This is a genomic window from Niastella sp. OAS944 (assembly GCA_024809215.1).
In the GTDB taxonomy this organism is placed as follows: Bacteria; Bacteroidota; Bacteroidia; order Chitinophagales; family Chitinophagaceae; genus Niastella.
Genome location: JANUBW010000012.1, coordinates 262,574 through 278,147 on the forward strand (window position 1 = coordinate 262,574; position 15,574 = coordinate 278,147).

Below are 15,574 nucleotides of genomic sequence, written 5' to 3' on the forward strand. Positions count from 1 at the left end.
CTTTGCGGTACAATGCCCCAAAAAAACAAACATATTCCTGTCATCACTCTGCCTGCGGGAATAGGTGAAGGAATAATCATTGCCAGAAGTTCAGTTGATGGTTCACCCAATTTCAAAGAAGTGGAGCGCTCCCATCGCGATGGCGGGCATTCCTTTATATTGCAGGAAAAAGGCGCCACCCGTATTGAAATTGACTTTCAAGAATATAAAATACAAGCGCCGGCCATCATGTACATGCATCCTAACCAGGTGCATCGGGTCATTGGGTTTAAAAAAGCTACCATCAGCAGTTGGATCATCACCAATGAAAATCTTCATCCGGAATTGTTGCAATTACTGGAAGACCTTACACCTGTTGTTCCATTATCATTAAATAAAGAAACACAAACTCTTCTTTCAACAACGGCTTCCCTATGCATACAACTTTCTGAAAGAAAGCAGGAGAAACTGTATCACCAAATTCTAAAAGAGAGCTGTAATACCTTAGTTGCATTGGTGGCTTCCCAGTATTTGGCCAAATCTAAACCAACGCAAAACCACTCCCGGTTCGAAGTGATCACAAAAGCGTTCAGGTCTTTACTGGAACATAACTTTATAACAATTAAAAGTCCGATGGACTATGCCAAACAACTGAATATATCAACCCCTTACCTGAATGAATGTGTTAAAAACACCACGGGCTTTTCTGTTTCCTATCACATACAACAGCGCATTGTGCTGGAGGCAAAGCGGCTGCTTCATCATTCTGATAGATCGGTGAAAGAAATTGCAGGTGATTTGGGGTATGAGGACCACTCTTACTTTGTACGGCTTTTTGCCAAAATTGCAGGCATTACACCATTAGCCTTTCGCACAAAAAACCACGATTAGTCCTACACTTACTGCCTATAGATATTGTTTACACTTTTGAGAGTCTGTTCCTTTGCATCAGGTAAAAATGATATAAAGATGAAGGACTTATTAGAGAACAAAAAGATAGCTATTATTGGTGGTGGACCTGGCGGGTTAACACTGGCCAGGCTTTTACTACTCAAAGGGGCACATGTAAAAGTTTATGAACGCGACTTTAGCCAGGAAGCGCGTGTACAGGGCGCCATAGTTGACCTGCACTTTGAATCTGGATTGAAAGTAATAAAAGCAGCAGGTTTGATGAATGCGTTTAAAGCGAACTATATGCCCGGGGCGGATAACTTCCGTTTGCTTGATAAAGACGCGCGTATCATTTTTGACGAATCAGACCAATCCTCAGGTAATTTTGATGACGAGCGCTTTAGACCGGAGATAGACAGAGGGGCGCTTCGAAATCTGCTATTAAATTCACTTGAGCCCCATACGGTGGTTTGGGATAGCCAGTTTGCGAGTATGGAACAGGTAAACAATACCTGGATAATCAGTTTTATAAACGGCACCACCGCTGTTGCTGATCTTGTAATTGGGGCCGACGGTTACCGGTCAAAGGTCCGCCCTTATGTAACAGACATCAAAGAACGCTATTCGGGCGCCATCATTATACAAGGCGAAATTGACGATCCTGAGAAAGCCTGCCCGGATATGTATACATTGGTAAACAAAGCGAATCTTATTGCCATGGGTTTGGGAAAAACCATTGCGGCGCAACCAAGAGGTGATGGCGGTCTTACCTTTTATGCTACGTCGCTATATCCTGAAAACTGGATCAAAAACAGCGGTATTGATTTTAGTAACAGCCGGCAAGTGTATGATTATTTAGTTGAATTCTTTAACGATTGGAATCCTGTATTTCACTCACTCTTCAAAGCCTGCAACCGTTTTGTTCCACGGCCATTGAACTATTTCCCTATAGATCAACACTGGGAAGCAAAAGCAAATGTCACGCTCCTTGGCGATGCCGCTCACTTAATGCCACCATCGGGCGAAGGGGTTAATACAGCCATGTTAGACGCATTGGACCTTAGTGAATGCCTTACCAGTGATGAACATACTGACCTACAAGCTGCCATAGCAGCTTATGAACAACGTATGCGGGCAAGAGCTGCTGTATTGGGTAAGGAAGCGCTCGATGGAATAAAAAATTTTTCTTCACCCAGCGAAGAATCGATTAAGAAGCTGATGGAGATGTTTGGGGCTAATTCCTCCCATACTTCCTCCTGATATACTCATATGCCTTCTTTTCATCGGTTGACGCTGGCTTTGCAAGAAGAATGTATTTAGTATAATACTTCTTAGCGGCTTCAACATTCTTTAAATTCCCATCCAGTATCCGGCCGCAATCATAAAGCATCAATGGGTTTTTAAACAAATAATAGGCGGTATCATAATGGGCGATCGCCTTTTTATATTGTTTCATTTCTTCATAATTGTCGCCAAGCGCATGATAATAATATTCTGCCGTGTTTGAAATAGCCAGTCCCAGACAGGTTTTTAGCAGCTCATTACTTTTATCAAACTCACGCAACTTGGCATACGATTTTGCCTCGTAATAAAATATACTTTCGCCTGCCATACCCTTTTCACCTAAAATATCACAAACCCTGATACAATCGCTGTAAAGTTTCAAATTATAGTACGACAAAACAATCTGCGTAAACGTGGTAGATGACCCTACACCTAAACGTATTAATATTTCACCGGGTATTATCACATTTTGATAAGCCCCCACCTCGTAAGATGATCTTATTCGCAACCTTAAAAAATTGATATTTAAAGAATCCCTCACAAGTCCCGCATCAATTATACTATCTGCCCGCTCATAATTTTTTTGATCAATTAAAAGATCAGCCAGGGCACCGCCATTTTTACTATCAGAAGGCTGCAACCGGAATGCCTGTTCATAATATACAAAGGCAGAATCTTTTTGATTAATGCGCTTGAGCAGGTCGCCCATCTTTCTATAATAAATTGCTTTTTGCGGATTGCTATTGATCAACCGGTGCGTGTATATGCAGGCCTTATCGGGATCACTATTGTTATAAAAATTGGAAAAGTATTGGTTTGCCGATATATTATTGGAATCAATATCAAGCATTTTTTGATAATACTTGTTAGCGTTGGTCATATCATCATCCATATAATATGCATATCCTAAATACCCAAGTGTTTGCAGGTTCAAACTGTCTGTCTTTTGAGTGGCAAGCAAATAGGTGATCGCATCTTCATACTGCATATTCTGAAAAAACTCCATCACTACATTTCTATCGGCCGGCGCCTGGGCATTTACTTTATCAATTTGAGACAAGAGGACAATCAGCAGAAATGATATTTTTTTCATATTAAAGGTGTTATGGCTGGTATCAACGCTAGATGCAGACGCATTGAATTTCCATAACCCTAACTCAGTTTTTGGTGCCACAATTCATTTTCGGGGTTCCTCAGCGTAAGTTTCAGCGTCTCCAAACTCATTTACGGGGTTCACCAATCAATATTTGGTTCCCAGTATTTGAGCGTACCAATCAGGGTTTTGACATGTTTTTTCAAATTGATGCCTCCTCCAATCAATATTATACCTTCACCAGGCTGGTTTTAGCCTTCACTAAGCAAATTAAAGCCTCTACCAATTAAGTTTAAGGCTTAACCAATCAGGTAATAGCTTCATCCAATCAGGTAATGGCTTCATCCAACCAGGTAATGGCTTCATCCAACCAGGTAATGGCTTCATCCAATCAGGTAATGGCTTCATCCAATCAGGTAAGGGCTTCATCCAATCAGGTAATGGCCTCATCCAATCAGGTAATGGCCTCATCCAATCAGGTAATGGCTTCATCCAATCAGGTAATGGCTTCATCCAATCAGGTAATGGCTTCATCCAATCAGGTAATGGCTTCATCCAATCGGGTAATAGCTTCATCCCAATCAGGTAATAGCTTCAACCCAATCAGGTAATAGCTTCATCCCAATCAGGTAACAGCTTCATCCAATCGGGTAATAACTATGACCAAACTTGTTTAATGAAAAACTGAGTTGGTTTAGTCAAATCCTCGATTAGAAATGTCAAATACCGGGTTGGCTAAGGCTATTACCTGAATTGGTGAGGTCAAAAACTAACTTGTGAAGTCAAATACTGAGTTGGATAAGTCAAATAATGAGTTGGGGGAGGCTATTACTGAGTTGGGGAGGTCAAAAACTAACTTGTGAAGTCAAATACTTAGTTGGGTATGTCAAATAATGAGTTGGTAAAAGATATTTGAAATGATAAAGGCGTTCAATGCGAACGCCTTTATAAAAATGTATAATTACCTCTCATATATTATTTCCACATACTTTTTCTCTCACAATCGATCTTAATTTTAAGTATCTCACCACCACCCACTGCAGGTGAACCGAAACCCCAGTTAGAAACATATAAATTACCATCTGGACCATATTCAATTGCGGTAGGCAGATTCAAACCGGTAACCAAAGTGCGTCGTTCACCCGAAGCGTCGATCCTGATTATATCGCCCGTGCCGGGTGTAGGGAAGAGATTGCCGGTAGTATTTTCAAGCACATACATTCCACCCCATTTGTCAAAAGCAATACCTACTATGGTGCTAAAGCCGGTATCAACAACACTAATGTTACCAGAAGGCGTAACCTTATACACATTGGACTTTCCCGTAATTGGAAAAACATCAAGATTGCCGATATAGAAATTTCCTCTATGGTAAGCAATCGCTGTTGGTACGTTGTGTCCTTCGCTCGCTGAAATATCGATGAAGCGATTGATATTGCCATCCCCATTTACTTTCACTATCTCACCGTGATTGGGTTCAACGGCATAAAGGTTGTCACCTACGGCTACCATTCCGTACCAGGTGCCATCCGGTTCAAAATCATCTTCCTCCGGGGCAGCTACAGGATGACTCATTTGCCAGCTGCTGAGATCAGCAACCATTTTCCAGGTTTTATCGCTTTTAACTTTTATGACGCCATTGGGTATACCAGTCACTCCATGCGAACAGCCTGCACCTGCAAGCACTGCGTATAAGGTTTTTCCAACGAAGGCCACATCGCCAACACCACTTATCAGTGAGCCTAATGTAACAGCCGTCTGACTCGATGGTAAGTTATCGGCCACCGTGGTAACAGTTCCTGCCCAGTCTACTTTCAAGATCCGCGCACCCGTATTGCTGCCTGTATACGGCCCTACATCCGGAATTACCTGGGTGCATTGTCCGGCCGTTGAGTTGGTACCGCCAATACCACCTTCGGCCACATACAGGTTTCCATCAGGACCAAAGGTCAATCCCCGGGGATTGTTTAATCCTGTAGCGAATACAGAAACTGTTGCCACCATGTCATCCTGGTCGCAATTACAGATCTTATCAATATCCTTACGGCATGATAGAAAAGAAAGAACAACAATAAGGACATAACCTGATTGTAAAAATCCTCTTTTTGCCATAAACGCCTCCTTTATTTTAAGTGAAGAAAAGCAGCGTTATTAGCTTTCGGGAAGGATAATTAAAATATTTTCGGGGGGAAACGAAGTGGTTGTAATATCTCGCACAAAAATACAGCCAATTGTTGAAAAAATATTTACCGCCAACTCGCCGGCCGTTCCTTCTTTTCAGGCCACACGGTATTCAATGTTTCACTTTCATACAACACACCTGCTTTCATCACATATTTAATGGAGGTTGTATTGTGAATATCAACTAAAGGATCTTTATGGAGAATGATGAGGTCTGCAATTTTGCCCACTTCAATTGAACCCAGGTCTTTTTGCATTCCCAACGCTTCTGCCGCGGTAATGGTGGCCGTTTGCAATGCTTCCAAATTCGTTAACCCACCCATCTGCAACGCCCACACCTCCCAATGCGCACCAACGCCCGGGTCTTCACCATGACTGCCCATAATTATTTTACCACCGGCATGTTTGATCCTGGCATTTATTCTCGACTGATATAAAAAACCGGAGTCGAGGCTGGTTGCATTTATATGGCTTACAAGTTGTTTTTTAAAGCCTCCCGACATAAAGCCTGAGCTCCTGTTCAAATAATCCTGTCCATATAATTTTCTAAAATACTTTTTGCCTTCTTCCCTACCATAGCAAACCTGCAACGTTGGCGTAAGATATGATCCCGATTTAGCAACCATATTAATTACATCATCATACACTTCACCCCAAATAGGATTATGTTCAACACCGGTACTGCCGTCTTTGATCATACCAAGGGCATACATCGGATCCTTTTCCACCTCATTGGTCATATTCACTTTGGCCTTGCGGCAGGCCATCAGCAGCAACTGCCTTTCTAACCTCGACTTATTTGAATATTGCTTAATAACGGTTGCGCCCATGGCAGCGCGTTTTTCTACTACAACCTCTCCTTCGAAAGCACTTGTTATGCGACTATAACGCCACGCTTTTTGTCCTACAGTGAACAACCGGGGCCCCATCATTTGCCCTGTTTCTACCAGTTCACCATAACCAAATGTATCAAAGCTGCCCGATGGATCACGAATTGTAGTAACACCATAAGAAAGCGTTAAAAGACGCTGCCACGATTGTTGCAGGAATACATCTGGTGGCACCGCCTCAAACATATGATTGTGCGTATCAATAAAGCCGGGTATAATTGTTTGGCCGCTGAGGTCAAACACCTCCGCTTCGGCCGGAATTGTAATATTTGAAGATGCCCCTACGCGAATAATTCTTCCGTCTTTGATCAACAACGTACCGGCTGAGATCACTTTATTTCCCTGCATGGTGATGATCTTTACATTTTTTAATGCGATCATTCCTTTACCGTACGCACGCGGTGCATTCAAATCGATCGTTATTAGCTGGTCTGGAGCTATGTTTACATCGATGATCTTTGTATCGGGCAATTCTTTTAAAACAGCATTCGGTTTCAGCGTTTTTGCCGCATTTATTATTTTATCAGCATCAATACTACAGTAACGATCAACTGCTACCCAGTTCACCGTTTTTCCGTTCGTATCCCAAACCGGGTCAGTGGCGCCGCGTGCAAACCTGATAACAGGAAAAGGATTTACATAATCGAAAATTACCCGCGGCGTATCAACACCGGCATTGTTCATTGCACTCAAATACAGGTCCTGGTTAAACGAAAAAACCACATATCTTTCATCCGGCGACAAAACAACCTGTTGAAGGGGCCAGAATTTCTCTTCTACATTTCTTGACCTTACTATATCAGTTGTTTTGTTGTTCTCCGGATCATAGGAAACAAGCTCCGGCCAGATCTTTTCCTCCCCTCTTGCCTCCTTTGGCGTATATACAATATGTTTACCGTCACTTGAAAAAGCGGGGTTATTCCAAAGCGGAACGGTATCTGCTATTACCTGTACCTTTTTGTCCGCGATAGATACAACCACCATCTGTCCATCACCAGGATGATCACGGAACGCCAGTCTGTTCCTTCCTTTTGCCACAACTATCCTTTTTCCATCGGGCGACCAGGCAGGATGCATATACAGTGCCGCAACCGAAGTAAGTTGTTCGGGGATCATATCCTGAACAGATATACGCCATAAATGCCCGCCTTCCTTATCGTCCCAGGTTACATACGTTATCCATTTCCCGTCGGGCGACCAGGCAGGCCAGAACTGATTGACCGCCTGATCTATCAATGGCTTCGGTATTCCGTTTGGCAGGTCCATTGTATAAATTTTACTCAAAGCGGAAAATATCAAACGTTTACCATCAGGACTTTTCTGAACCGAACGGATGTATTTTATTTTTAGCGAATCCAACGAAACGGGGAAAGTATTGTAGTTAAGCGGCCCCATTTCTATATTTGCCGAAGCTGTAAAAGGAATAACCTGGTCTCGCCCGGTTTTGATCTCTATACGGTGGATCTTTCCGCCATAACCAATAAATAAATACCGCGAATCCTTTGTAATGGAATAATGCTGTTCGCGCCATAACCAGGTTGGAACAAAAGGGTTCTTTATTGCTAGAAGTAATTTTTCTTTACCACTGGCCACATCAACTGTCATCAAGCTATCGTATAAGCCTGACTGCTTTCTTACCATAAATGTGAACCATTGCAGATCGGGAGAAATTCGGGCGTTGGTATATTGTGTATATGGCCGGTGTAAATTCATTAATGTGGTATTGGCCCCCGAGAATCGATCACACCGGATGACTGCAGAAACATCTCCAGGCATCTCCCCTATATAATACATATATCTACTATCGGCGGAGAACCCGAGTACATATTTTATATCATCTGACAGCAATGAACTGTCACCTGAAAGCGTGTACATTGCCGGCTGCACGGCCACCTGTTTACCGTTGGGCAGCCAAATGGGGTTCATAACCCAGTTCTGCGGTTCATTTTCCCCGAATACTTTATGAAACGTACCCGAAAGGTCCCGAACATGGGTGCGTATAAATCCTGACTCATCGCTTACATATGCTATTAACTTTCCATCGGGCGACCAAACCGGGCAATTGACCATCGCCAGCCCGTGTGTAAGTTGTTTTGCAGTTCCTCCTGTAACGGGCAAACTGTATAGCTGTCCCCAAAAGCTTACCAGCAGCGTCTTTCCATCAGGCGACACATCAACATCTGTGTAGCTTGATTCATTTGTATGAAAGCTAACTGTTCTAATTGGTGTTATTGGTAATTGCGCCGTTGCAACAAAAGTGAAATTCAAAAGGAAAACGGTTAAACACAGTAGTGTTACTGTATATTTCATTCAATTAGTCTTTTATAAGATAAAGATTCTAAAGAAGGACATCCAAAATCCTGCGGGTTCACTATTTCTATAATATTAAACGAATCGCCGCCAATAACACCATCAGATGTTATTGAGTTAAATTCAAACCTTATCCATGTTCTATCGCCATCATCCCCCGCATTCCACTTACCATTCAACTGTTTTTTATCGATTACGAATAGAAATGTATTATCCTCATTCAATGTTAGTTTAGAACCCACTAATAAAGGCGAAGCGGATGCCGTATCCTTATTTTTATATTCATAAACCTCATAATTACCTGTTACCGCTTTTTCATACTTATTTTTACAGCTCAAAACAAGCGCAGTTAAAATAACAGGTACAAGCTGTTTTAGTAAATTATTCAGTCTAAACATATATTTCCAAAAAACTATTGCTCCTTCCGCATTTCGTTTATTACATTGCTAAGGCCGCCTGCTTTTAATAATGGCCTTATCTTGTCATCACGAAGATTGGCCAGCACCGGGCGGTCGCCGGCAAAAGTGAAGTCTGTTACTTTCCAGCCCTTTTTGGTCTTTATCAGGGAATACTTCAATTTAACTTCCTGCTTTTTTAAGGGATTATCAATTTTGAATGTAGACAACAAGCCCGCTGCATCCTTATTTATTTCAGGAGCACCATAATCAATAGAAACGGCTTGTTTAAAATTATCATGGAGTTTTGAGAAGATATATTTCGAAACATATGAGCTTAAGAGGCTGGCAAATTCAGCCTGCTGCTGGTTTGTTGACGGTCCGGTATAATCTTCCAACAAAAAGGCCGACATACTGGCGATATCAATTTGCTTCAATGCCTCTGCATCATGGCCGTTCTTTATACTTTGTACCATGGTCTTTACTGTTACCAGAATGTCTTTGGGCGGTTGTATAGCCTGTAAAAATACCAGGAGCAGGAAATATTTGGCAAGGACCATCGGTTTACAATTTTATACCTAAATATAGAATAACTATTCAGATAACTTAGCCTCCTTCTTCCGCAACTCATCCAGTTTTCGTTTACCGTATGAAAAACGGGTAATAATGACAAATAATACCGGTACTATAAAGATCGATAATACGGTAGCCGATAGCATACCGCCAAAAACCGTCCAACCAATGGTTTTACGTGCATTAGCCCCTGCCCCACTGGCAAAAACCAATGGCAGTACACCCAGTATAAATGCCAGCGACGTCATAAGGATGGGCCGTAAACGCAGCTTAACCGCTTCCAGTGTAGAGGCAAGCAGCTCCTGGCCGCGATCTACACGTTCTTTGGCAAATTCCACTATCAGAATGGCATTCTTCGCTGCCAAACCAATGAGGGTGATCAGTCCTACCTGGGCATATACGTTATTAGAAAGTGTTTTTATAAATGTAAGGGTAAGTATGGCCCCGAAGGCGCCAATAGGTACCGCCAGCAATACCGAAAAAGGCACCGACCAGCTTTCATACAACGCCGCAAGAAACAGAAACACAAACGCCACAGACAATGCGAAGATGTACACTGTTTTTGAACCGGCATTCACTTCTTCCCGGCTTAAGCCCGAAAATTCGTATCCATAACCGGTAGGTAAAACTTTATCGGCAACCTCCTGTAAAGCAGTAAGCGCTTCACCACTACTATAACCTTCTTTTGATCCGCCGTTTATTTCGGCACTCCTGAACAGGTTATAGTGCTGCACCAACGGTGCACTTTCGGTTGTAGTGTAGGTAGTAACAGCACTTAGCGGTATCATATTCCCGGCCGTATTGCGCACATAATATCTTTGCAGCTCACTTATATCGCCACGAAAACTTGTATCGGCCTGGGCAACCACCCTAAAGTTCCTTCCATAAATATTGAAATCATTTACATAACGGCTACCCAGGTACGTTTGCATGGTGCCAAAAACATCGGCTATCGAAACGCCCAGCTTTTTGCATTGCTCACGGTCTACATCAACCTTGTAACCGGGTGTTCGCGCTGTAAAGAATGAAAATGCCCGGTTTATCTCCGGCCGTTTATTGGCTTCCATTACAAAATTCTGCACCACCCGCTCAAAAGCTTTAAGATCATCGGTGCTTTCGCGTTGCTGTAGCTCAAAGGTAAAACCGGCGGTTTGTCCTAACCCCGGTATGGGCGGCGGTGGAATAACAACAATATTCGCATCTTTGATGGCAGATAATTTCTTTTGTATTTCTGCAATAACGCCGTTTATCTGCAGGCGTGCATCTTTTCTTTCGTCCCAGGGTTTTAATTGTGTAAATACCGTACCTGCGTTCGATTTGGTTGAAAAGGTAACCACATTCAATCCACCCAATGCTGCATAGTGCGCCACAGCCGGCATGCTCTTTAATGTATTTTGAATGGTGTTCAATACTTCAATACTGCGGGTGGTGGAAGATGCTTCGGGCAGTTCGTAAGTAATGTATACCCGGCCTTCATCTTCTGTTGGAATAAAACCGGTTGGTTTACCTTTAAACAGCAGGAAGGTGCCTATTAAAAGACACAGCAGAAAGATAACCACATAGCGTGCACCGCCAATAAACCGTTTCACCCCACGGCCATATGATGCTGTTGTACGCGCAAACCATTCATTAAATTTAAAGAAGAGCCGGTTAAGCCCCCTTGCATCTTTATTAATATGGCTTGGTTTTAACAGCAGTGTACATAATGCCGGTGTAAGCGACAACGCAACAAAGGCCGAGATCAATACCGAAATGGCAATGGTTATGGCAAATTGCTGGTACAGCCGGCCTACAATGCCCGGTATAAAACCCACAGGAATAAATACCGAAGCAAGAATAAGCGCTATGGCAACAACAGGTCCCGATATATCGCCCATGGCATGTTTGGTTGCTTCGTGGGCCGACATCTTTTGCGTATCCATATAATGCTGTACCGCTTCCACTACCACAATGGCATCGTCAACCACAATACCAATTGCCAGCACAAACCCAAACAGGGTAAGCGTATTGATAGTAAAACCGAGGGGAATAAAAAATATAAAAGTACCAATGATACTAACCGGAATAGCCAGTACCGGGATCAACGTAGCCCGCCAGTTTTGTAAAAACAGGAATACCACCAGCACCACCAGCGCCAATGCCTCCAGCAGGGTTTCAACCACTTCATGAATAGAAACTTTTACAACTGAAACTGCTTCAAATGGAATAACATAATCCACATCTGAAGGAAAAGATTTCTTTAACCTCGCCATTACATCATACACACCCTGTGCGGTTTCCAGCGCATTACTACCGGGCGCCTGGTAAACAAGCAGGTACGAGGCCCTAAGACCATCTACATAAGAATTGTTTGAATAATTGAATTTACCCAGCTCTACCCGGGCAACATCCCGCAGGTAAACAATAGAACCGTTTTGTGGGTTTGAACGTACAATAATACTTTTAAACTGCTCGGCCGAATTTAGCCGGCTGTTAGTGAACACGGTATATTCAAAGGCCTGCACCGAACGTTGCGGTGGTGCGCCTACCGAACCGGCAGCCACCTGCAGGTTCTGCTCCTGCAGGGCGGCAACTACTTCATTGGCGGTAATACCTAATTGCGCCAGCTTATCGGCCTGCAGCCAAACGCGCATACTAAAATCATCTGCACGGGTAAATACGTCACCAACGCCTTTAACGCGCAGTAAAGCGTCTTTTACATATATATTGGTAAAATTATCGAGGAAAGAAACTGCGTGTGTTCCTTTTGGTGAAAACATAGCCACCAGCATTAAGATACTGGGGTTACGTTTACGAACTGTAAGTCCAAGCCTTTTAACATCATCGGGCAATGCGGGCGTGGCCACGCTTACCCTGTTTTGTACATCGAGCGCAGCAATATCAACGTTAGTACCTACTTCAAAAGTTACGTTCATAGTGGTGCGGCCGTCACTGGTACTGTTGCTTTGCAAAAAAGCCATACCCGGCGTACCATTTATTTGCGTTTCCACCGCAGTAGTTGTGGTTTGTTCAACCGTTTGGGCATCGGCGCCGGTGAAAGCCCCGGTCACCTGCACCACCGGCGGTGTAATGTTTGGATATTGCGCTACTGGTAAATCACTCATCGCCAGCAAACCTGTCATTACGATCACAATAGAAATCACGATAGCTGTTACCGGTCGTTTAATAAATGTATTAGCGATCATATTGTAGCTTCTTGAAAGTGTTCAATACTCTATATTATTTCGCTGCGGTAGGTGGCGTTGGTGTTGCCTGGCCAATCTGCACCGGCGACCCTTCCTTTAACTTTTGCAGGCCATCGGTAATGATCTGTTCGCCTTCGTTCAGTCCATCATTCACCACAATATGGCTGCCTATTTTAGCACCCAGGTTTACCTTTTTTTGATGGGCCGCCTTGCCATCGGTAGTGTATACAAAGTATTCACCCATTTGCTCTACAACGGCTTTTTGTGGTATCAGTAATTTTTCGGTATTCGCATTGTTCAACACCTGTACATTGGCAGTCATGCCGGCTTTGAGGTTGTTTTGTTTATTGGAGAAAACCAGCCGGGCTTTTATAGTACCTGTTTGCGGGTCAACAGCCCGGTCAATTAAATAGATCTGGCCGGGGAAAGGATATGTTTCCTGGCCTGGCAGTATAAGCCTGAATGTAGAATCTTTTGCATTGGCATTTTTCTTTTGCAGTTGCGTAAACCGGTAAAGGTCTTTTTGATCTATGGCCAGGTCAACAGCCATGGGGTCATCGGAAGAAATGGTATTAAGTAATGTTTGCCCTGCCGAAACTGCGGTACCCAGTTTGGCTTGTGAAATACCAATAGTACCATCGAAGGGGGCATATATAGTGGTGTAACGTAAACCGGTTTGAACACTTTCCACATTGGCTTTGGCAGCGGTTACCTGTTTTTTTGCAGCTTCAAGAGCGGCATCGGCATAATCAACCTGTTGTTTGGCAATGGCGTCGTGCTTTTCCAATTCATGATAACGGTCGGCGTCTTTTTGCGCTTTCATTAAATTGGTTTCCTGAACCTGTAAACTGGCCTGTGCCTGCTGGTAATTAGCCATATACTGCTGCCTGTCTATAGCATATAATTTCTGGCCTTTTTTTACCCGGCTGCCATCTTTAAAAAATATACCGGTAAGATATCCATTCACCTGTGGCCGCAGGTCAACCTGGTTCAGCGCTGTTACCGTTGCCGGATACTGATCGTAATAGGCAGCCTTGCCTTTGGCTACCGTATATACATTTACAGCAACAGGTGGTGGCGCAGCGGGTTGGGTACTGGCTTTATCATCTTTACACGCCGGCAAAAACAAAGCGGCACTGATAATAATTATTGCCCATGAAAGCTGAGAATTCATAATGTGCTAATTTGATAATTTGCTAATGTGATAATGCTTTATATTTCAGTACTCCGCTATAATTCGGCAGTTCTGCTTACTCAGCAGTTCTGCATTTTTAATTAGCTAATTAGCCCATTAGCTAATTAGTTTTCAGGGTCCCGAGTGCTTTTTCAATATCTATTTTACTTGATAGTACCTGGTATAATGAATTGTAATAATTCAGTTGGGTAGTGTGCAAATCGGTTTCAGCAATAATAACTTCCAGATAAGTTTTAACACCCGATTTGTATTGCAATTGCAGGGTGTTATATACATCACTGGCCATCTCAAGATTTTCCTTCTGCGCATAAAAATCACTGAGGTTACTTTTATAAGTGGCCATTGCCTGGCTGTACTGGGTGTTGATGTTATTTTTAAGATCGGCCAGCTCCAAGTCACTTCGCTTTAATTGCAGGTTCGCCTGCCTTATATTCCACGTTCGTTTGCCGCCCTGAAAAAGCGGCCATGCAAATTGCAGGCCTATATATGAATTGGGGAATGAATGATCATACAATTTGCCAAACTCATCATTCTGATAAACGATATTATAATAACCAAATGCCGAAAGGGTGGGAATATAACTCCACTGGTTGTATTTCACATTGGCCTGCAGCAGTCTTTGCCGGGTTTGCAGTTGCTGAAATTCTATCCGGCTATCGTATTGTATTTTTTGTAACGTGTCAAATGCGATCTCACCTTCCATATGGGTAGTATCGAATGATAACAGCAATGGCTGTTCAACCGGATATCCCATTTGCTGCTTCAGGTAGGCATACCGTGCAGCCAGCAATTCCTGGGCCGCCTTGTGATCGGCCTTTGCATTGTTCAAAGAAATAGTAGCCCTTTTATAATCGATCTTATCTGCCACCCCACTCTGGTATTGATAATAAGCATCTTTCAAACTTCTGTCGAGGCGGGTAATGGTTTCTCCCAACACTTTTATTTGTTGCTGGGTAAGCAGCACATCGTAAAATGCTTTTGAAATAGCGGCAGCAACATCTATTTTGGTAGCGGCTGTAGTTTGACGGGCCTGCAGGCGAACATCGCGTGCCGTTCGGCTTGCCAGCAATACATCGCGATTAAAAATGGTTTGTGTTAATATAAGCTGGGGCGTCGATAAGTTGTGGACCCCGGTTTGTACTTCACGTTTGGGTGCGTTTGGATCGGTAAAGTCGGGGAAAATAGAAACCGGCATTTTAAGGTAATGCTGAAAGTTGGCCGTTATATTTAGTTGCGGGTACCAGTCGGCCAGTTTGTTCTTAATAGTAGTTTCGGTGATCTCCTCATCGATCATCGAAGCCCGAATTACAGGCTGATGTTCTAACCCATACCGGATACAATTGGACAGGGTCGCTTCCTTCAGCGAGCTATCGGTAACAGCCTGCGGGTACAATAACAAAGGGTACAGTATCAGCAACAGCAGTAGAGTAAAAACACCTTTCATAGATTGAATAATAAAAGATGATCAAATAACGGCTAAAGTTTGGGCAGGAATAAAAACGGCGGGCAGGAGTAAAATCGGTCGGTAAAATTATTGGTTATTGACAAACGGGCAGGACAAAAGTTGTCATTCAGTCATTAACAACAGATTAAAATTA

At 43.1% G+C, this 15,574-nt stretch carries 11 protein-coding genes; 3 read left to right on the top strand and 8 right to left on the bottom strand.

What is annotated here, in order from left to right; genetic code table 11:
• The first annotated feature begins 12 nt into the window (after window positions 1-12).
• Complete coding sequence (locus GGD38_RS33730; RefSeq protein WP_375302514.1) at window positions 13-870, top strand: helix-turn-helix domain-containing protein; 858 nt, start codon at window positions 13-15, stop codon at window positions 868-870.
• Between the two features lie 78 nt (window positions 871-948).
• Entirely contained in the window at window positions 949-2,130 is a 1,182-nt protein-coding gene (locus GGD38_RS33735) for an FAD-dependent oxidoreductase (RefSeq protein WP_375302515.1), read from the top strand.
• Here the strand turns inward: GGD38_RS33735 and GGD38_RS33740 are convergent.
• Window positions 2,105-3,247 carry a tetratricopeptide repeat protein gene (locus tag GGD38_RS33740; protein WP_375302516.1) on the bottom strand — a complete coding sequence of 381 codons (1,143 nt, stop codon included), beginning with the start codon at window positions 3,245-3,247 and terminating at the stop codon, window positions 2,105-2,107. The genes GGD38_RS33735 and GGD38_RS33740 overlap by 26 nt on opposite strands.
• A gap of 335 nt (window positions 3,248-3,582) precedes the next feature.
• Between GGD38_RS33740 and GGD38_RS33745 the strand changes: the two genes are divergently transcribed.
• Complete coding sequence (locus GGD38_RS33745) at window positions 3,583-3,858, top strand: hypothetical protein (protein WP_375302517.1); 276 nt, start codon at window positions 3,583-3,585, stop codon at window positions 3,856-3,858.
• A gap of 364 nt (window positions 3,859-4,222) precedes the next feature.
• Here GGD38_RS33745 and GGD38_RS33750 read toward each other — a convergent pair whose 3' ends face one another.
• The 7 genes from GGD38_RS33750 to GGD38_RS33780 all read right to left on the bottom strand — a co-directional run bounded on the left by GGD38_RS33750 (window position 4,223) and on the right by GGD38_RS33780 (window position 15,420).
• Window positions 4,223-5,359, bottom strand: a complete 1,137-nt coding sequence (locus GGD38_RS33750) for a ScyD/ScyE family protein (RefSeq protein WP_375302518.1) — start codon at window positions 5,357-5,359, stop codon at window positions 4,223-4,225.
• A gap of 134 nt (window positions 5,360-5,493) precedes the next feature.
• Window positions 5,494-8,628, bottom strand: a complete 3,135-nt coding sequence (locus GGD38_RS33755) for an amidohydrolase family protein (protein WP_375302519.1) — start codon at window positions 8,626-8,628, stop codon at window positions 5,494-5,496.
• Window positions 8,625-9,026 carry a hypothetical protein gene (locus tag GGD38_RS33760; RefSeq protein WP_375302520.1) on the bottom strand — a complete coding sequence of 134 codons (402 nt, stop codon included), beginning with the start codon at window positions 9,024-9,026 and terminating at the stop codon, window positions 8,625-8,627. The genes GGD38_RS33755 and GGD38_RS33760 overlap by 4 nt, the downstream gene beginning before the upstream one ends.
• A gap of 14 nt (window positions 9,027-9,040) precedes the next feature.
• Window positions 9,041-9,583 carry an ABC transporter substrate-binding protein gene (locus tag GGD38_RS33765; protein WP_375302521.1) on the bottom strand — a complete coding sequence of 181 codons (543 nt, stop codon included), beginning with the start codon at window positions 9,581-9,583 and terminating at the stop codon, window positions 9,041-9,043.
• A gap of 33 nt (window positions 9,584-9,616) precedes the next feature.
• Window positions 9,617-12,781 carry an efflux RND transporter permease subunit gene (locus tag GGD38_RS33770; RefSeq protein ID WP_375302522.1) on the bottom strand — a complete coding sequence of 1,055 codons (3,165 nt, stop codon included), beginning with the start codon at window positions 12,779-12,781 and terminating at the stop codon, window positions 9,617-9,619.
• A gap of 34 nt (window positions 12,782-12,815) precedes the next feature.
• A complete protein-coding gene (locus GGD38_RS33775) occupies window positions 12,816-13,955 on the bottom strand; it encodes an efflux RND transporter periplasmic adaptor subunit (protein ID WP_375302523.1) in 1,140 nt (379 codons plus the stop codon).
• Window positions 13,956-14,076: 121 nt separating this feature from the next.
• Entirely contained in the window at window positions 14,077-15,420 is a 1,344-nt protein-coding gene (locus GGD38_RS33780; RefSeq protein WP_375302524.1) for a TolC family protein, read from the bottom strand.
• Window positions 15,421-15,574: the final 154 nt, after the last annotated feature.

Bases quoted from the DNA above. Each gene is read 5' to 3' on its own strand.
- GGD38_RS33730 (WP_375302514.1), top strand. From the start codon at position 13: ATGCCCCAAAAAAACAAACATATTCCTGTCATCACTCTGCCTGCGGGA.
- GGD38_RS33735 (WP_375302515.1), top strand. From the start codon at position 949: ATGAAGGACTTATTAGAGAACAAAAAGATAGCTATTATTGGTGGTGGA.
- GGD38_RS33740 (WP_375302516.1), bottom strand. From the start codon at position 3,247: ATGAAAAAAATATCATTTCTGCTGATTGTCCTCTTGTCTCAAATTGAT.
- GGD38_RS33745 (WP_375302517.1), top strand. From the start codon at position 3,583: ATGGCTTCATCCAACCAGGTAATGGCTTCATCCAACCAGGTAATGGCT.
- GGD38_RS33750 (WP_375302518.1), bottom strand. From the start codon at position 5,359: ATGGCAAAAAGAGGATTTTTACAATCAGGTTATGTCCTTATTGTTGTT.
- GGD38_RS33755 (WP_375302519.1), bottom strand. From the start codon at position 8,628: ATGAAATATACAGTAACACTACTGTGTTTAACCGTTTTCCTTTTGAAT.
- GGD38_RS33760 (WP_375302520.1), bottom strand. From the start codon at position 9,026: ATGTTTAGACTGAATAATTTACTAAAACAGCTTGTACCTGTTATTTTA.
- GGD38_RS33765 (WP_375302521.1), bottom strand. From the start codon at position 9,583: ATGGTCCTTGCCAAATATTTCCTGCTCCTGGTATTTTTACAGGCTATA.
- GGD38_RS33770 (WP_375302522.1), bottom strand. From the start codon at position 12,781: ATGATCGCTAATACATTTATTAAACGACCGGTAACAGCTATCGTGATT.
- GGD38_RS33775 (WP_375302523.1), bottom strand. From the start codon at position 13,955: ATGAATTCTCAGCTTTCATGGGCAATAATTATTATCAGTGCCGCTTTG.
- GGD38_RS33780 (WP_375302524.1), bottom strand. From the start codon at position 15,420: ATGAAAGGTGTTTTTACTCTACTGCTGTTGCTGATACTGTACCCTTTG.